Raw genomic sequence first — 18,580 nt, 5'->3', positions numbered from 1 at the left:
CCGCAGTGCCTGTGATGTCCGAGAACGAATCCGCCGGCGAAAAGACCGAACAACCTACCGAAAAACGCCTGCGCGACGCCCGTGAACAAGGCAACCTGCCGCGCTCGCGCGAACTTGGCACCGCCGCCGTGTTCGGTGCCGGCGTGCTGGCGGTGATGGCCATGAGCGGCTCGATCGGCCGTGGCGCCAGTGCCTGGATGAAGCAGGCGCTCAGCCCGGAACAGGGCCTGCGGCAGAACCCGAAGGAACTGTTCGGCCACTTCGGCGACCTGCTGCTGCAGTTCATGCTGGTGATCGCACCGCTGGTGCTGGTCTGCCTGCTGGCCAGCTTCGTCGCCCCGCTGGTGATGGGCGGCCTGCGCTGGTCGCAGAAGGCGTTGCTGCCCGACATCAACCGCATGAACCCGATGAGCGGGCTCAAGCGCCTCTATGGCCCCGAGGCCATTGCCGAGTTCACCAAATCGCTGCTGCGCGTGGCGTTCGTCGGTGTGGCCGCCGGACTGGTGGTCTGGACCGGCTTCGACACCCTGCGCGGGCTGATCCACCACCCGCTGGAGACCGCCATCACCGACGGGCTCGGCTTCACCCTGCGCCTGCTGCTGGCCACCGCCGGCGCGATGCTGGTGCTGGCCGCCATCGATGCGCCGTACCAGCGCTGGAACTGGATGCGCAAGCTGAAGATGACCCGTGAAGAGCTGCGCCGGGAAATGAAGGAGAGCGAGGGCAGCCCCGAGGTGAAGGGCCGCATCCGCCAGCTGCAGCAGCAGATGGCCAACCGCCGGATGATGGAGGCAGTGCCCACCGCCGACGTGGTGGTGGTCAACCCGACGCACTACGCGGTGGCCCTGAAGTACGAGGGTGGGACCATGAATGCTCCCACCGTGGTCGCCCTGGGCGTGGATGAGACCGCCCTGCGCATCCGTGAGGTGGCCGACGGCAACAAGGTCGCGATCGTCTCCGCCCCGCCTTTGGCACGCGCCTTGTATCGGGAAGGCCAACTCGGAAAGGAAATCCCCGTGAGACTGTATTCGGCCGTCGCCCAGGTCCTGTCCTACGTCTACCAGCTGCGCGCCTGGCGCACTGGCCCGATGCCGGACGCCCCGCACATCCAGGTGGATGAATTCGGCAAGGGAGGCCGCCCGTGAGCGCCCAGCCCTCCACCGGATTCAACACCCGCCGTGCCCTGGAAATGATCCGCCAGGGCCTTGGCGCGCCGCTGATCGTGCTGGCCCTGCTGGCCATGGTCGTGGTGCCGCTGGCCGCGCCGGTGCTCGACGCTCTGTTCACCTTCAACATCGCCATCTCGCTGATGGTGCTGCTGGCGGTGGTCTACGTGAAGCGCCCGCTGGACTTCACCATCTTCCCGATCGTGCTGCTGATCACCACCATGCTGCGGCTGGCGCTGAACGTGGCGTCCACCCGCGTGATCCTGCTCAACGGCCAGAACGGCCACGATGCCGCGGGCAAGGTCATCGCCGCCTTCGGCGAATTCGTGATCGGCGGCAACTATGCGGTCGGCATCGTGGTGTTCGCGATCCTGACCATCATCAACTTCGTGGTGATCACCAAGGGCGCCGGCCGCGTCTCGGAAGTGACCGCGCGCTTCATCCTGGACGCAATGCCCGGCAAGCAGATGGCGATCGACGCCGACCTCAACGCCGGTTTGCTGACGCGTGAAGAAGCCAAGCTGCGGCGCGAGGAAGTGCGCGAGGAAGCCGACTTCTACGGCGCGATGGACGGCGCCAGCAAGTTCATCCGCGGTGACGCCATCGCCGGCATCCTGATCCTGTTCATCAACATGCTCGGCGGCCTGGCCGTGGGCGTGCTGCAGCATGGCATGCCGTTCGGCGAAGCCGCTGCCACCTACACCCTGCTGTCCATCGGTGACGGCCTGGTGGCGCAGCTGCCGGCCCTGCTGGTCTCCAGCGCGGTGGCGATGCTGGTGACCCGCGCCTCGCGCTCGCAGGACATGGCCCAGGCGATGACCGGCCAGGTGTTCGGCCAGTACCGCGCGCTGGCGATCACCGCCGGCATCATCGGCGTGGTCGGCCTGGTGCCGGGCATGCCCAACGTCGCTTTCCTGACGCTGGCCGCGATCCTCGGCTTCATCGCCTGGAAGGTCTACCGCAAGGGCAAGGCCGCAGCCACCGACCCGGCAGCCGCCGGCAATGACGCGGCCGCACTCAATGCACTCGGCCGCCCGGCGGCACCTGCGCCGACCGCCGAACTGAGCTGGGACGAACTGCGCCCGGTCGATCCGCTGGGCCTGGAGGTCGGCTACCGGCTGATCCCGCTGGTGGACAGCAACCAGGGCGGCGAACTGATGGCGCGCATCAAGGGCGTGCGCCGCAAGCTGACCCAGGACGTCGGCTTCCTGATCCCGTCGGTGCATATCCGCGACAACCTGGAACTGCCCGCCAACGGCTACCGCGTGCTGGTGCACGGCGTGCCGGTGGCCACCGCCGAGATCCACCCCGACCGCGAACTGGCGCTGGACCCGGGCAGCGCGCTGGGCACCCTGGAGGGCATTGCCGGCAAGGATCCCGCGTTCGGCCTGGATGCCACCTGGATCCAGCCGCACCAGCGTGCCCAGGCTGAAACGCTGGGCTACACCGTGGTCGACCCGGCCACCGTGGTGGCCACCCACCTCTCGCACCTGATCCGCGAACATGCGCCGGAACTGCTCGGCCACGAGGAAGTGCAGCACCTGCTGGCCAACCTGGCCAAGAGCGCGCCCAAGCTCGTCGAAGATCTGACGCCGAAGGCGCTGCCGCTGTCGGCGGTGGTGCGCGTGCTGCAGAACCTGCTGGTGGAGCGCATCCCGATCCGCCAGCTGCGCAAGATCGCCGAGGCGCTGGTCGAACACGCGCCCAGCAGCCAGGACCCGGCGGTGCTGACCGCTGCCGTACGCACCGCGCTGGGCCGCTTCATCGTGCAGGAGATCGCCGGAATGTCGGCGGAGCTGCCGGTGTTCACCCTCAACCCGCAATTGGAACGTGTCTTGCAGGAGTCCACGCAGGGCAACGGCGCCGCGCTGGAACCCGGACTCGCAGAGCGACTGCACCAGAGCCTGGCCGAATGTGTCAGCAAGCAGGAAGCGCGAAACGAGCCGGCGGTCGTGCTGGTACCGGGCCCGGTGCGCGCCGCGCTGGCGCGCCTGGTCCGCCACAGCGTTCCGTCGTTGTCGGTCCTGGCCTACAGCGAGGTGCCGGAGGACAAGCGCCTGAAGCTGGTCGGAACGATCAGCTGACGCCGCCCACCGATGCGCCAGAAAACAGACACCACCTTCGAACCAACGCAACAGACAGATACCAAGGGGAACCCGCACCGTGCAGACCACCGACCACCCGAGTTCTCCGACCGCCACCCCGCCGTCTTCGTCCCGTGACCACAGCATGAAAATCAAACGATTCGTCGCCGCCGACATGCGCTCGGCCATGAACCTGGTGCGCAAGGAACATGGTCCTGACGCCGTGATCCTGTCCAACCGCCGGATCGAGGAAGGCGTCGAGATCGTCGCCGCGGCCAACTACGACGAGAGCGCCGTGCAGCGTGCACTGGAAGCCTCGCGCCGTGATGTCGCACCGCCGCCGGCACCCAAGCCGCGCACCGCTGCTGACGCGGTGATCGCCGCGGTCACCCGCCGCCGCAGCAGCACCCCCGCGCCGGAACCGGTCGCCGCCACCACCTCGGCCGTGGCCGCCCTCGCCCGTGCGGCCGTTGGGGCCACCGGCCGTACCCTGGACAGCGCCGACGAGATCGTGCCGACCCGTGGCAGCACTGGCTTCGCCGCCACCCTGGCGCGCGCCGCCGTCAACGAACCGGCGCTGCCCGAACAGAGCTTCGCCCCGTTCGCCGAGGCCATCGTTGCACCGGCCGCCACCGTGCCGGCCAACCGCGCCCGCTTCCAGATCGACCCGCCGCGCGACATGCATCACGAAAGCGTGGCCCCGGCCGTGCAGCCGCCGCCGCTGCCGACCGCTGCCGTGACCGAAGCGCAGCCCGGGATCGCCGCCAGCGAACCGGCAGCGGCCGAAGCCGCCGGCGAAGCCAGCCCGGCCCCCATGCTGGCCCCGGCACCGACGCTGACCGTGGTTGCCCAGGACGACGCCGAGATCCGCCAGCTGCGCCAGGAAGTGGCCGGCATGCGCCAGGTGATCGAGCGCGAGATGAACCGCTTCACCGACGAGCGCCTGCGTGGCAGCCCGGTGCGCGCCACCGCGCTGGACCTGATGGACGAGTACGGTTTCGACGCCGGGCTGGCCCGCGACGTGGCCATGCAGATCCCGCTGGAGACCGAAGCCCATCGTGGCCGCGGCCTGATGCTGGGGCTGATCTCGCGCAAGCTGCCGATCGCTCCGGTCGACCCGCTGGAAGAAGGCGGCGTGATCGCCCTGGTCGGCCCGACCGGCGCCGGCAAGACCACCACCATCGCCAAGCTGGCCTCGCGCTTCGCCGAGAAGCATGCGCCGCGCGACGTGGCCCTGGTCACCACCGACACCACCCGCATCGGCGCCCGCGAGCAGCTGTACGGCTACGGCCGCCAGCTCGGCATCGCGGTGCACGAGGCCAACAGCGGCACCGACCTGGACCAGCTGCTGGAGCGCCTGAAGGACTACAAGCTGGTGCTGATCGACACCGCCGGCCTGGGCCCGCGCGACCGCGCGCTGGCCGCGCAGCTGCAGTGGCTGCGCGCCGCCCGCCAGGTACGCACCCTGCTGGTGCTGCCGGCCAACACCAGCTTCGGCGACATGGACGAGGTGGTCCGCCGCTTCGGCGCCGCCAACCTGCAGGGCCTGGTGCTGAGCAAGCTGGACGAGACCGGCCGCTTCGGCAACGCCCTGTCAGTGGCCGTGGACCACGCCCTGCCGATCACCTGGGTGACCGATGGCCAGGACGTTCCGGAGGACCTGCACCGGGCCAGTGCGGCCAATCTCGTACTTCGCCTTGAAGATTTGCGCCGCGCGGCCGATATGCCCTGCAACCCGGAGTTGAACCATGCCGTCGCGTGAGTACGCCAAGCTGACCAAGACCTTCCCGCTGTCGGCCACCCGCAGCGAGCCGCTCGGCCCTGTGCGCACCATTGCCGTCACTGGCGGCAAGGGCGGCGTGGGCAAGACGAATGTGTCCGCCAACCTGGCGGTGGCACTGGCCGGCATGGGCAAGCGCACGCTGCTGCTGGACGCCGACCTGGGCCTGGCCAACATCGACGTGATCCTGGGGCTGAACCCGACCTTCACGCTGGCCGACCTGGTCGCCGGCCGCTGCTCGCTGGACGACGTCATCGTCGAAGGCCCGAACGGCGTGCTGGTGGTGCCGGCCGCGTCCGGCCGCCGGCACATGGCCGAGCTGGCCCCGGCCGAGCACGTCGGCCTGGTCAACGTGTTCTCCGAGCTGGAACGCGAACTGGACATCATGGTGGTGGACACCGCCGCCGGCATCACCGACGGCGTGCTGACCTTCTGCCAGGCCGCGCAGGACACCGTGGTGGTGGTCTGTGACGAGCCGGCCTCGATCACCGACGCCTACGCGCTGATCAAGGTGCTGTCGCGCGAACGCGGCGTGGACCGCATCCAGGTAGTGGCCAACATGGTGCGCGACCCCAACGAGGGCCGCGTGCTGTACGAAAAGCTGACCCGCGTCTGCGAGAAGTTCCTCGCCGATGTCTCGCTGAACTACCTGGGCTGCGTGCCGCAGGACGACTGGCTGCGCCTGTCGGTGCAGCGCCAGCAGCCGGTGGTGAAGGCCTACCCGTCCAGCCCGGCCGCGCTGGCGATCACCGAGATCGCGCGTCGCACCGCACGCTGGCAGGCGCCGACCGAACCGCGTGGCGGCGTCGAGTTCTTCCTCGAGCGCATCCTCAAGCAGCGCGGGGTGGCCGCATGAAAGGCGCAGCCCAGTACAGGGAAGTCCAGCGCTCGGCGGCCAACGAGGTCATCGCCCAGCATTCGGACCTGGTGCGGCGCATCGCCCACCACCTGGCCGCGCGGTTGCCGGCCAGCGTTGAAGTGGACGACCTGATCCAGGCCGGCATGATGGGCCTGATCGAAGCGTCGCGCAGCTACGACGCCGACCAGGGCGCCTCGTTCGAGACCTATGCCTCGATCCGCATCCGCGGTTCGATGATCGACGAGATCCGCCGTGGCGACTGGGTGCCGCGCTCGGTGCACCGCCGTGCCCGCGATGCCGCCGCCACCATCCGCCGCCTAGAACAGAGCAGCGGCCGCGCCGCCAGCGCCACCGAGGTGGCCGCCGCGATGGAGATGCCGCTGCCCGAATACCTGCGGTTGATGGAGGACGCCGCACGTGGCCAGGTGCTGAGCCTGGAGTCGCGCATCGAGGACCAGGGCGAGCTGGACACCGTCGCCCAGGGCGGCCCGACCCCGCAGCAGGTGCTGGAGCGTGGTGAATTCGGCCGTGAGCTGGGCAAGGCCATCGGCCACCTGCCCGAGCGCGAACAGCTGGTGCTCTCGCTCTACTACGAGCAGGAACTGAACCTGAAGGAGATCGGCGCGGTGCTCGGCGTGAGCGAGTCGCGGGTCTGCCAGATCCACGGCCAGGCGGTGCTGCGCCTGCGTGGCCGGCTCAAGATTTTCGAGGCGGCGGACGCCGGCCTGGAAGAATGAACATGCCCGAGGCGGCTGCCCCCGGCCGCCCGGAATGAACAACAAAGGAACTCTGCTTTGAACAAGAACATGCGCATCCTGATCGTCGATGACTTCTCGACCATGCGTCGGATCGTCAAGAACCTGCTGGGCGATCTGGGCTTCACCAATACCGCCGAAGCCGAGGACGGGCATGCCGCGCTGTCGCTGCTGCAGAGCCAGCCGTTCGATTTCGTGGTCACCGACTGGAACATGCCGGTGATGACCGGCATCGAGCTGCTGAAGGCGATCCGTGCCGATGCCAAGCTGAAGACCCTGCCAGTGCTGATGGTCACCGCCGAAGCCAAGCGCGAACAGATCATCGAAGCCGCCCAGAACGGCGTGAACGGCTACATCATCAAGCCGTTCACTGCGCAGACGCTGGAAGAGAAGCTCGGCAAGATCTTCGAACGCCTGGCGGCCAGCGCCTGATGGATACCACGGTCGACAAGAGCGCCCTCGCCCTGCGCCTGCAGGAAGCCCTGGACGCACTCGAGTCCGGTGACGAGGCCGCCTGGCGGCAGCGCATCGACGGACTGGTCGCGCTGCGTACGCAGCCGATGATGAGCGGCCTCTCGCGGCTGGCCCGCGAGCTGGGGCAGGCACTGGGTGAGCTGCCGACCGTGCCCAGCGAGGCCGGTGAGCTGGACGACGCCTGCGCACGCCTGGACCACGTGGTGGCCATGACCGAACAGGCCACGCACCGCACCCTGGACCTGGCCGAGGAATGCCGCAGCCTGACCGAACAGTTGCGTGCTGAAGGCCTGCAGCCGGGCCAGGACGCGCAGCTCGAGCGCATCCGCCACAACCTGACCGAGATCGCCCTGACCCAGAGCTACCAGGACCTGACCGGGCAGATCATCCGTCGCGTGGTCGGCATCGTCCGCCGCGTGCACGAGGGCTTCGGCGCACTCGGCCTGCCGCCGGAACAGCATCGCACCGACCCGGAACTGGCCGGGCCGGCACTGAAGGGACTGGACCGCCACGCGGTCTCGCAGAACGACGCCGACGACCTGTTGTCGGATCTGGGGCTGTAAGCATGAGCGCGGTATCCGACGACATCACTGCCGATTTCATCATCGAGGCACAGGAAATCCTGGATCGCCTGGGCGAACAGCTGGTGTCGCTGGAGCAGGCACCGCAGGACACCGAGCAGCTCAACGCGGTGTTCCGTGGATACCACACGCTCAAGGGCGGTGCCGGCTTCCTTGGCGTCACCGCGATGGTCGAACTGTGCCACGCCGCTGAAGAGGCCCTGGGCATCGCGCGTGCCGGGCAGGCGGTGCTGCAGGCCCACCACTTCGACGCCGCCCAGCAATCGCTGGACTACCTGCAGTCGATGCTGGACGCCGTGTCCTCCGGCACCGAGCCAGGCTATGCGCCGCCGGACCTGATCGCGCAGTTCGACATGAACGGTGGCACTGCCGCGCCGGTCGCTGCGGCCGCGCCTGCGGCAGCCGGCAGCGACCTGATCACCGACGACGAATTCGAGGCCCTGCTCGACCAGCTGCATGGCGGCAACGCACCGACCGCGGTCGCGCCGCCCAGGAAGGCCGACGACGGCCTGATCAGCGAAGACGAGTTCGAAGCGCTGCTGGACCAGCTGCACGGCGGCGCTGCGCCAGGCGCGAAGCCTGCTGCCACCGTCGCGGCGGCACCTGCCGCTGCACCGCGCCCGGCGCCCGTACCGGCGCCCGCCGCCAAGCCGGCGGCCAAGCCGATGGCCGAGGCCGAGCACACCGTGCGCGTGGACACCAAGCGCCTGGATGCGATCGTCAACCTGATCGGCGAACTGGTGCTTTCCCGCAACCGCCTGAAGACCCTGCGTGCACGCCTGCGCGACGAGGAGCTGGACCGCGCCGTATCGACGCTGGACATCGCCACTGCCCGCCTGCAGTCGGCGGTGATGCGTACCCGCATGCAGCCGGTGGGCAAGGTGTTCTCGCGCTTCCCCAAGGTCGCCCGCGACGTCGCCCGCTCGCTGAAGAAGGAAGTGGACCTGGAGCTGGTCGGCGCCGAAACCGAACTCGACCGCAACCTGGTCGAAGCACTGGCCGATCCGCTGGTGCACCTGGTCCGCAACGCCATCGACCATGGCGTGGAAATGCCCGACCTGCGCGAAGCACAAGGCAAGCCGCGGATGGGCCATGTACGCCTGTCGGCGCAGCAGGAAGGCGACTACGTCAGCATCGAGGTGCAGGACGATGGCGCCGGCATCGACCCGGAGAAGCTGCGCGCGAAGGCGCGTGAGAAAGGCCTGATCGATCCGGAAGCCGCCGCCCGCCTGAGCAGCGAGGAATGCCTGCACCTGGTGTTCCTGCCCGGCTTCTCGACCAAGCAGCAGGTCACCGACATCTCCGGCCGTGGCGTCGGCATGGACGTGGTGCAGTCGCGCATCCGCGAACTGAGCGGCCAGATCCAGATCCAGTCGGAACTGGGTCGTGGCAGCCGCTTCCTGATCCGCGTGCCGCTCACCCTCGCGATCCTGCCGACCCTGCTGGTGCAGGCCGGCGAGGACGTCTACGCGCTACCGCTGGCACGCGTGATGGAAGTGCTGCACGCGCCGCGCACCTCGCTGGGCTGGTTCGATGGCCGCGCCGTGCTTGATCGCCGCTCGCACACCCTGCCGCTGGTCGACCTGCGCCAGTGGCTGGATGTGACGCCGGCCGCGTCAACCCTGCTGACCATCGTGGTGCTGCAGGCCGGCGAAGCGCGCTTCGGCCTGGTCGTGGACCAGGTGCGCGGGCGCGAGGAAGTGGTCATCAAGCCACTGCCAAAAGCCCTGCGCGGCCTGCGCGGTTATGCCGGTGCAACGTTGATCGGCGATGGTCGCATGGCACTGATCCTGGACGTGGACGGCATACGCTGAACGCCGCCGGGCAAGGCCCGGCGACCCGAAAACTGTGACTACCGTCTGTACGCATTCTCCCGGTGTCTCAAGTCCCATTCATACAAGCCGATACCGGAACCATGGATAGACTCAGCCTCATTGGACTCTTTCTCGCCCTGGCCTCGCTGGTCGGTGGCAGCATCCTCAAGGGCGCCGGCCTGGCGTCGCTGTGGTCGCCTGCGGCGTTCGTGATCGTCATCGTCGGTACCGTTGCCGCGATCCTGCTTCACACCTCGCCGGCGGTGTTCAAGCATGCGTTCAAGATCGTGCGCTGGGTCGTGCGCCCGCCGCACAGCGATCGCCGCGAACTGATCCAGCAGATCGTCGAGTGGAGCAACATCGCCCGCCGCCAGGGCCTGCTGGGCCTGGAATCGCAGGTGGAAGCGCAGCAGGACCCGTTCCTGCGCAAGGGCCTGCAGCTGCTGGTGGACGGCGTTGAACCCGAATCGATGCGTCACATGCTGGAGATCGAACTGGGCAGCCAGGAGCACCAGGACCAGGCCGGCGCCAAGGTCTTCGAAGCGATGGGCATCTACGCGCCCACGCTCGGCATCATCGGTGCCGTTCTCGGCCTGATCGCGGTGATGAAGAACCTGGCCGACCCGAGCAAACTCGGCCACGGCATCGCCGCCGCGTTCACCGCCACCATCTACGGCATCGCCTCGGCCAATCTGCTGTTCCTGCCGATCGCCGCCAAGCTCAAGAGCGTGATCTCGCACAACACCCGCGACCGCGAAATGGTCATTGAAGGCCTGATTTCGATCGCCCAGGGCGAGAACCCGCGCAACATCGAAACCAACCTCTCCGGCTTCCTGCACTGACATGGCCCGCCGCAAGCACCACGAAGAGCACGCCAACCATGAAGCATGGGCGATCCCCTATGCCGACCTGATGACGTTGCTGCTCGCCTTCTTCGTGGTCATGTACGCGATCTCCTCGGTCAACGAGGGCAAGTACCGGATCATGGCCGACGCGCTCACCGATGCCTTCGGCGGCGCACCGCGCACCATCAACCCGGTGCAGGTGGGTAACAAGCAGGTGCAGGGTGGCGGCTGGGACAGCCCCTCGGTGATCAAGTCCGGCACCAAGATCGGCCCCTCCGCGCCCGCGCCGTCGCACGACCCGACCCTGCTGCCGTCGATGGCCTCGCAGATGCGCATGCCGGTCTCCGTGCACAACCAGGAACAGATCGCCCGTGCCGAGCGCCAGCTCAACAGCATCGCCGACCGCCTCACCGCCGCACTGGCGCCGCTGATCGACCGCGGCATGATCAGCGTGCGCCGCACCGAGTTGTGGATCGAAGTGGAGATCAACAGCGACATCCTGTTCCCCACCGGCTCGGCCGCGCTGGACGTGCATGCACGGCAGACGCTGGCCAGCCTGGCCGAGGTGCTGCGTGACGTGCCCAACAGCGTGCGCGTGGAAGGCCATACCGACAACGTGCCGATCGCCACCGCCACCTTCCCTTCGAACTGGGAACTGTCGGCCGGACGCGCCGCCAGCGTGGTGCACCTGTTCGCCGACCAGGGCGTGCAGCCATCACGGCTGGCGATGGTTGGCTATGGCCAGTTCCGTCCGCGCGAAGAGAACGACAGCGCGCAGGGGCGCAACCGCAACCGCCGGGTGATGGTCATCATCCTGGCCGACACCTCGCATTCGGTGGATCCGCTTGGCCAGCGCCTCAATGCGGCCACCGGCGCCGTCGACGACAGCACCACCGAACAGGCCGCCGCAACTCCGGCCACCGCCCCCACCTCCCCCATCGCACCGGTGAAGTTGCCGCCGGTGCCGGCTGGCAGCCGCGTCGGCGCCGCCGTTCCCCCGGCAATGAAGGAGTAAACCGATGCGCATCTGGGCAGTCGCCAACCAGAAGGGCGGAGTCGGCAAGACCACCACCACCCTCGCCCTCGGCCGCGGCCTGGCCGCGCTTGGCCATCGCGTGCTGCTGATCGACCTCGATCCGCATGCCTCGCTCAGCCGCGCCTTCGGCGTGCCGGTGGATCCGCCGCCGGCGGGCGTGCTGGAACTGTTCGGCGCCCCGCCGGCCGATCTTTCCAGCCTGTGCCATGCCAGCAGCATCCACGGCCTGGACTACGTCTGCGCGCAGTCGGCGCTGGCCACGCTGGAGCGCCGCAGCGCCAACCAGCCCGGCCTCGGCCTGGCCCTGCAGAACGCACTGGCGCGTCACCAGGGCCAGCACGACTACATCCTGCTGGACTGTGCCCCCACCCTTGGCCTGTTGATGATCAACGCACTGGCCGCTGCCGACCGCCTGATCATTCCCACCCAGGCCGAGCCGCTGGCCCTGCATGGCCTGGACGGCATGGTCCGCACCGGCGAGATGGTCGAGCGCTCGCGCCGCCGCCCGCTGCCGATCTCGATCCTGCCGACCCTGTTCGACCGCCGCACCCGCGCCGGCAACGAGTCGCTGCGCACGATGCAGGATCGCCACGGCACCCGCGTCTGGGAAGACGCCATTCCGATCGACACCCGCATCAGCAATGCCGCAGGCCTGACCCTGCCCAGCGTTGGTGAGGACTACCCGGGCCGCGGCCTGGCCGCCTATCGCCGCGCACTGAACTGGATCCTCGTTGAGGATGCCCGTGCCCTGGAGCAGGCCGCATGAACAGCACCGGCGTACTGGACGACTACCTGGACGAACTGCTGGGCGAAGCGATCGCCCCGGCGGCCGTCGTGCTGCCAACGCCGGACAGCGCCGCCCCGGCTCCGGACAGCACATCGGAACCGGAACGCGAGCCGACCTGGGATGACCTGCCGGCCGAGGTGATCTACGAAACCGACACCGTCGCCGCGGAGCCTGCCGTGGACAACGCCACGCTCGAAGCCGCCTTCGAGGCGGCCACAACGGCCGAGCGCGAGCCCACCTGGGACGATCTGCCCGCTGAAGTGATCTATGAGACGGACGCTGTTGCCGTTGCCCCTGCACAGGACGACGCAGCACTGGAAGCCGCCTTCGAGGCCGCCGCAATGCCGGTCGCCGCTCCCGAGCGCGAACCGACCTGGGATGACCTGCCTGACGAGGTGATCCACGAGACGGCCCCGGCCAAGGCCGGCCCGGAGCCCACCTGGGACGACCTGCCCGACGAAGTGATCTACGAGACCGACGCGGCCGACAGCCATCAGCTCGCCCACACTGACAGCCCCGGTCTGCAGGCTGCGTTCGAAGCCGCTGCTGGTGGCGAGGATGTCCCCACGCCGCCACCGGCCGTGGTTGCGCCCCCGGCACCGCGCCCTGCACCCGCGCCCGCCCCGGCCGCGCGTGCTGCCGCCGCGCCGCCGCCCCGCGTCGCCCTGGATGCCCCGGCCACCAACCGTCCCGGTACCTGGCAGGAGCTGCAGGCGCAGGCGCACCAGCCCGCCAGCAGTCCGCACCCGCAGAACCGCCGCGCCGGCGAGCGCACCTCGCGCTGGCTGCGCCTGCGCTGCGGGACTCAGGCCTATGCGCTGGAACTGCTGAAAGTGCAGGAAGTGGTGTTGCCGGTGCCACTGCTGCCGTTGCGTGGCACGGCACCGGCGATGCTCGGGATCATGAACCTGCGTGGCCAGGTGGTGCCGGTGATGGACCTCGGCCTGCACCTCGGCGCCGCAGCGGCAGAAGACGATGCCCTGACCCGCATCGTGGTGCTGGAAGAGGACGGCGAGACCATCGGCCTGCGCGTGTCGGCAGTGGAAGATGTCGCCAACCTCACCGATTCACAGATCGAACCCCCGGATACCGCCCGCATCTGCCAGATCTCCAATGATCTGTTCCGCGGCGTCGCCCGGGTCAGCCAGCGCCCGATGATCCTGCTGGACGCCACACGGCTGTTGAGTTGATCTGGAAAAAAGGGGACGGAGGGGATTAAGTCGCAAGTGGCTCGGCGCTTTGCGCCGACGCGGTACCTGTCGGGGACGCAAGGAGTTGATCCGTTGGATCAACACCTTACGTCCCCACTGCGCGGTCGCCGTTGCCGAGGGGGCTGCAGTAGAGCCAGGTCGCTTGCGACTTGATCCCCTCCGTCCCCTTTTCAGCTGCGACCGCACCGACGCACCGCGTCGATTCCTCTAAAGAACCCCGCCGGGGTGCCGTTATGGATCACGGAACCGTTTGTCCGGAGCAACGATGAGCACTGTCGAACTGGGTGAGGATCTCGGCATCGAGAGCAGCACCGAGCTCAAGAACCGCCTCGCCCCGCTGGTGGCGCAGGCAGGCGAGCTGACCCTGGATGCAAGCCAGGTCGCCCGCATCCACACGGCCGCCGTGCAGGTGCTGTGTGCATTCGTGCAGGCCCGCCGCGAGGCAGGCCTGGGCACCGGCTTCCACGGTTGCACCGCAACCTTCCGTGACGCCGCGCGCCTGCTGGGCGTCACCCAGGCCCTGGGCCTGGACGTAACCCATGACAACCTGAAATCTGTGGAGAACGCTGCATGAGCGCACGTATCTTGGTGGTGGACGATTCGGCGTCGATGCGCCAGATGGTTTCCTTCGCCCTCACCTCGGCCGGTTTTGCCGTCGAAGAAGCCGAAGACGGCGCGGTCGCGCTCGGTCGCGCCAAGGGCCAGCGCTTCAACGCGGTGGTCACCGACGTCAACATGCCGAACATGGACGGCATCGCGCTGATCCGCGAACTGCGCCAGCTGCCGGACTACAAGTTCACCCCGCTGCTGATGCTGACCACCGAATCGGCCGCCGACAAGAAGTCCGAAGGCAAGGCCGCCGGTGCCACCGGCTGGCTGGTCAAGCCGTTCAATCCGGAACAGCTGGTCGCCACCGTGCAGAAAGTGCTGGGCTGATCGCCCCGCACCGCTCCCCTTCTTCGCTTCCGGACCACCACTGCCATGAGCATGGACCTGCAACGCTTCCACGCCACCTTCTTCGAGGAGAGCCGCGAAGGCCTCGACGCGATGGAGGCTGGCCTGCTGGCCCTGGAATCGGGGCAGCAGGACGCGGAGATCATCAATTCGGTGTTCCGCGCCGCCCACTCGATCAAGGGCGGCGCCGGCACCTTCGGCTTCGATGCCATCGCCGGCCTGACCCACGTGCTGGAAACGCTGCTCGATGAGCTGCGTGCCGGCAAGCGGGCCCTGGAAGGCCATGCCGTCGATGCCATGCTGTCCTCGGTGGATGTACTGCGCGCCCTGCTGCGCGAAGCCGAACATGGCCAGGCCGCAGACCCCGCGGCGGTCGCCGCAGTGAAGGCGCGCCTCGAAGCCGTTCTCTCCGGCCAGGCCGCACCGAGCGCGCCGGCCGCTGCCGCAGCCAAGGTGGACGATACGCCGGAAGCCTGGCAGATCGGGTTCACCCCGGCACCCTCGCTGTTCATGAGCGGCAACGACCCGTTGCGCATCATCCGCGAACTGGAACACCTCGGCTCGCTGCAGGTGGCCGCGCGCATGGAACGCCTGCCGGGCTTCGCCCAGCTCGACCCGCTCGAGGCCCACCTGGCGTGGGACCTGGGCCTGGTCGGCAAGGTGCCGCGCAGCAAGATCGAAGACACCTTCGCCTGGGTGCTGGACGACTGCGAGCTGGACATCCGTCCGGCAGCGCCGCCGAGCCTGGCAACCCAGGCGCCCGTTGCTGCATCCCCTTCCACACCTGCTGCCGTCGTGCCGGCAGCGCCTGCTGCGCCTGCCGCCGGCGGTGCTGCCACCCAGGAAGCCGAAACGTCGATCCGCGTCAGCGTCGACAAGGTCGATGCGCTGATCAACCTGGTCGGCGAACTGGTCATCACCCAGGCCATGCTCAAGCAGGTCTCGCACGCGCTGGACCCGGTCCACGCCGAGAGCCTGTTCGCCGGCCTGGACCAGCTGGAACGCAACACCCGCGATCTGCAGGAAGCGGTGATCGGCGTGCGCATGCTGCCGGTCGACGCGGTGTTCCGCCGCTTCCCGCGCCTGGTCCGCGACCTGTCCAGCCGCCTCGGCAAGCAGGTGCGCCTGCGCACCGTCGGCGAGGGCACCGAGCTGGACAAGGGGCTCATCGAAAAGATCGCCGATCCACTGGTGCACCTAGTGCGCAACTCGATCGACCACGGCCTGGAAATGCCCGACGTGCGTCGCGGCGCGGGCAAGGACGAAACCGGCACGATCACCCTGGCCGCTTCGCACCAGGGCGGCCATATCGTCATTGAAGTGAGCGACGACGGCCGCGGCCTGGATCGCGCCAAGATCCTGGCCAAGGCCACCGAACGCGGCCTGGCCGTACCGGACAACCCGACCGATTCGCAGGTCTGGGACCTGATCTTCCAGCCAGGCTTCTCCACTGCCGATGCGGTCACCGACCTGTCCGGGCGTGGCGTCGGCATGGACGTGGTTCGCCGCAACATCCAGGCACTGGGCGGTGAGGTCCAGATCGAAAGCAGCCTGGGTACTGGCACCCGCACGCTGATCCGCCTGCCGCTGACCCTGGCCATCCTCGACGGCATGACCGTGGCGGTTGCCGGCGAAACCCTGATCCTGCCGCTGGCCTATGTGCTTGAGGCGTTGCAGCCGCAGGCCGAGGACATCCGCAGCATGGCCGGCGAAGGCCGCGTGCTGCGCGTACGTGGCGAGTACCTGCCGATCCTCTCGCTGAGCGAGTACTACGGCTACGGCAACCGTGCGCCGGGCAGTGAATCGCTGGTGGTCGTGGTCGAAGGCGATGGCCAGAAGATCGCACTGGAAGTGGATGAACTGGTCGGCCAGCAGCAGGTGGTGGTGAAGAACATCGAGAACAACTACCGCCGTATCGGCGGGGTGTCCGGTGCCACCATCCTTGGCGACGGCCGCGTCGCGTTGATCGTCGACATCGGCGGACTGGTGCGCTCGTTGCGGATGCCGCAGGCCGCCTGATCCACGCTGCATGCGTGTACTGGACCGCCGCCCTTCGGGGCGGCGGTTTTTGTTTGTGCGCGCTCTGCCAAGGGGGTCGGATCCCTTTCCGCAGGAAAGGGATCCGACCCCATCCCTTCTGTGAAATCCGTCGCCATGTTGGTTGCGGGCGCAACTACTTCATCCAAGCGAAAGTACGCCGCTGCAACGCTTTCGCGCTGTCATCCCTACGCAACCGAATGTGATCTGCGTCCATAAAGTCCACGCGGACGGCGCCGTTATTTCGCAATGACGGTCGTCACCGAACCCCACCGGGCACCCCCGTTCGCTCTGCAACCACCCCCGAACCGGCGCACAGACGCCGGCACTCTGCCCACCTGGAGCACCCTGCATGAAGTGGTTCCAAGATCTGCCCATCGCCCGCAAGCTGGCCGTGGGGTTCACCCTCACCACCTTGATGACCCTGATCCTCGGCGCCTTCGCACTGCTGCGCCTGAGCGAAGCCAACGCGCAGTTGCGCGAGATGGCTGGCAACGACATCCCCTCGGTCCAGCACCTGGGCGAGGCGCGCTCGCAGCTGGGAGAATTCCGCACCTATGAACTTGCACAGCTGAGCATGCTCGACCAGCCGGAGAAGGTCGCCGACTACAACAAGCGCATGGACGACACCGCCAAGGCCGTGCATGACGAGCTGGCGGCGTACTCGGCGCTGCCGGCGCTGGCCAAGGAGCGTGAACTCTATCGCGCGGCCAGCGCACAGCTGGACCGCTACTTCGCCGCCAACAAGGCGATGCGCGACGCCGTGGCCGCCGGTGATGGCGCTCGGGCCCAGCAGATATCCGACGAGCAGTCGCGCCCGGCGCGTCGCGACCTGTTCGCTGCGATGAAGGCCCTGGGCACCCACATCGCCGGCCAGATGGACGGCAAGATCGCCGACGCCAACGCCACCCATCGCAACAGCATGATCGCCATCATCGGCTGCATCGTCCTGCTGTCCCTTGTGGCCGCTGCGCTGGCCATCGTCATCTCACGTGCAGTAACCGGCCCCCTGGGCAAGGCCGTGAACGCCATCCAGGCCGTCGCACGCGGCGACCTCAGCGTCACCACCCAGAGCACCGGCAAGGACGAGGCTGGCCGCATGCTGGCGGCCACCGCCGACATGACCGCGATGCTGCGCCGCTTCAGCGAACAGACCCAGTTGATGGCACAGATGCATGCCGGCCCGGACATCAGCCACCGTATTCCGGAAGACTTCCCGGGCGTCTACGGCCAGCTGGCCAGCGGCATCAACACGGTGATCTTCGAACACCTCGATGCGATCGTCGATGCCATTGAAGTGCTCAACCAGTACGCCATCGGCAACCTCGCCCCGGACGCCCGCCGCCTGCCAGGCAGCCGCGCGATCCTGCACGAGTCGATGGACGCGGCCAAGGCCAGCCTGCTGGCCATCAACACACAGATCCAGCAGCTGGCCTCGGCCGCCGCCGTCGGCGACTTCAGCCAGCGCGGTGATGCGCAGCGTTTCGATCACGATTTCCGCGTGATGATCGAGCAGCTCAACAGCATGATGCAGGTGGCCGACGGCAACCTCGGCCAGCTCTCGCAGCTGCTGCAGTCGATCGCCGCCGGCGACCTGACCGCACGCATGGACGGCCAGTTCAACGGCGTGTTCGCGCGCATGCGTGACGACGCCAACACCACCGTCGCACAGCTGACCCAGATCGTCGGCCAGATCCAGGCCAGTGCTTCCAGCATCACCCTCGCCGCTGGCGAGATCGCGTCCGGCAACAGTGACCTGTCGCGCCGTACCGAGCAGCAGGCCGCCAACCTGGAAGAGACCGCCGCCTCGATGGAGGAACTGACCTCCACCGTGCGCCAGAACGCCGAGCACGCCCGCCAGGCCAACCAGCTCGCCATCGGCGCGCATGGCGTGGCTTCGCAGGGCGGCGAGGTGGTCGGCCAGGTGGTCACCACCATGTCGGCCATCGAAGCCTCGTCGAAGAAGATCGCCGAGATCATCAGCGTCATCGACGGCATTGCCTTCCAGACCAACATCCTGGCGCTGAACGCCGCAGTGGAAGCCGCGCGTGCCGGCGAGCAGGGCCGTGGTTTCGCCGTGGTCGCCAGCGAAGTGCGTACCCTCGCCCAGCGTTCGGCTGCGGCGGCCAAGGAGATCAAGGGCCTGATCGATGATTCGGTCGGCAAGGTCGCCGAAGGCTCCAGCCTGGTGCACCAG

General features: G+C 68.2%; 16 protein-coding genes. All 16 read left to right on the top strand.

What is annotated here, in order from left to right; genetic code table 11:
- Positions 1-14: 14 nt before the first annotated feature.
- Positions 15-1,145, top strand: a complete 1,131-nt coding sequence (gene flhB / locus AC5P6X_RS20065) for a flagellar biosynthesis protein FlhB (RefSeq protein WP_049448926.1) — start codon at positions 15-17, stop codon at positions 1,143-1,145.
- 44 nt (positions 1,146-1,189) lie between these two features.
- Positions 1,190-3,250: a flagellar biosynthesis protein FlhA gene (gene flhA, locus AC5P6X_RS20060; protein ID WP_169449112.1), complete on the top strand. Its 2,061-nt coding sequence runs from the start codon at positions 1,190-1,192 to the stop codon at positions 3,248-3,250.
- 145 nt (positions 3,251-3,395) lie between these two features.
- Positions 3,396-5,012, top strand: coding sequence for a flagellar biosynthesis GTPase FlhF (gene flhF / locus AC5P6X_RS20055; RefSeq protein ID WP_123958534.1), 1,617 nt, complete (start codon positions 3,396-3,398; stop codon positions 5,010-5,012).
- Complete coding sequence (locus tag AC5P6X_RS20050; protein WP_005409532.1) at positions 4,999-5,886, top strand: MinD/ParA family ATP-binding protein; 888 nt, start codon at positions 4,999-5,001, stop codon at positions 5,884-5,886. The genes flhF and AC5P6X_RS20050 overlap by 14 nt, the downstream gene beginning before the upstream one ends.
- On the top strand, positions 5,883-6,626 hold the full coding sequence (locus AC5P6X_RS20045; RefSeq protein WP_005413248.1) for an RNA polymerase sigma factor FliA: 744 nt from the start codon (positions 5,883-5,885) through the stop codon (positions 6,624-6,626). The genes AC5P6X_RS20050 and AC5P6X_RS20045 overlap by 4 nt, the downstream gene beginning before the upstream one ends.
- A 57-nt stretch (positions 6,627-6,683) precedes the next feature.
- Positions 6,684-7,076: a chemotaxis response regulator CheY gene (gene cheY, locus AC5P6X_RS20040; RefSeq protein WP_005413247.1), complete on the top strand. Its 393-nt coding sequence runs from the start codon at positions 6,684-6,686 to the stop codon at positions 7,074-7,076.
- Positions 7,076-7,681: a protein phosphatase CheZ gene (locus AC5P6X_RS20035; RefSeq protein ID WP_010482455.1), complete on the top strand. Its 606-nt coding sequence runs from the start codon at positions 7,076-7,078 to the stop codon at positions 7,679-7,681. Before cheY ends, AC5P6X_RS20035 begins: the two co-directional genes overlap by 1 nt.
- Before the next feature lie 2 nt (positions 7,682-7,683).
- Complete coding sequence (locus tag AC5P6X_RS20030) at positions 7,684-9,513, top strand: chemotaxis protein CheA (protein WP_099604697.1); 1,830 nt, start codon at positions 7,684-7,686, stop codon at positions 9,511-9,513.
- A 101-nt stretch (positions 9,514-9,614) separates the two neighbouring features.
- Positions 9,615-10,355, top strand: coding sequence for a flagellar motor protein (locus AC5P6X_RS20025; RefSeq protein WP_005409527.1), 741 nt, complete (start codon positions 9,615-9,617; stop codon positions 10,353-10,355).
- 1 nt (position 10,356) lies between these two features.
- A complete protein-coding gene (motD, locus tag AC5P6X_RS20020) occupies positions 10,357-11,373 on the top strand; it encodes a flagellar motor protein MotD (protein ID WP_005409526.1) in 1,017 nt (338 codons plus the stop codon).
- A 4-nt stretch (positions 11,374-11,377) separates the two neighbouring features.
- Positions 11,378-12,160 (top strand): ParA family protein, encoded by a 783-nt coding sequence (locus tag AC5P6X_RS20015; RefSeq protein ID WP_012480096.1) that lies wholly within the window; start codon positions 11,378-11,380, stop codon positions 12,158-12,160.
- Positions 12,157-13,371 (top strand): chemotaxis protein CheW, encoded by a 1,215-nt coding sequence (locus AC5P6X_RS20010; protein ID WP_049448934.1) that lies wholly within the window; start codon positions 12,157-12,159, stop codon positions 13,369-13,371. Before AC5P6X_RS20015 ends, AC5P6X_RS20010 begins: the two co-directional genes overlap by 4 nt.
- Positions 13,372-13,657: 286 nt before the next feature.
- On the top strand, positions 13,658-13,966 hold the full coding sequence (locus tag AC5P6X_RS20005) for an STAS domain-containing protein (protein ID WP_005409522.1): 309 nt from the start codon (positions 13,658-13,660) through the stop codon (positions 13,964-13,966).
- Complete coding sequence (locus tag AC5P6X_RS20000; protein ID WP_005409521.1) at positions 13,963-14,328, top strand: response regulator; 366 nt, start codon at positions 13,963-13,965, stop codon at positions 14,326-14,328. Before AC5P6X_RS20005 ends, AC5P6X_RS20000 begins: the two co-directional genes overlap by 4 nt.
- A 45-nt stretch (positions 14,329-14,373) precedes the next feature.
- Complete coding sequence (locus tag AC5P6X_RS19995; protein ID WP_005409520.1) at positions 14,374-16,365, top strand: chemotaxis protein CheA; 1,992 nt, start codon at positions 14,374-14,376, stop codon at positions 16,363-16,365.
- Between the two features lie 370 nt (positions 16,366-16,735).
- Positions 16,736-18,580: methyl-accepting chemotaxis protein (locus AC5P6X_RS19990; protein WP_495215582.1), on the top strand; the 1,845-nt coding region annotated here is incomplete at its 3' end.

The sequence above is a fragment of the Stenotrophomonas sp. YJH_SMC_40 genome (genome assembly GCF_059368615.1).
Note: the sequence above shows the minus strand (reverse complement) of the source record. Positions and strands in the feature narration are given on the sequence as shown.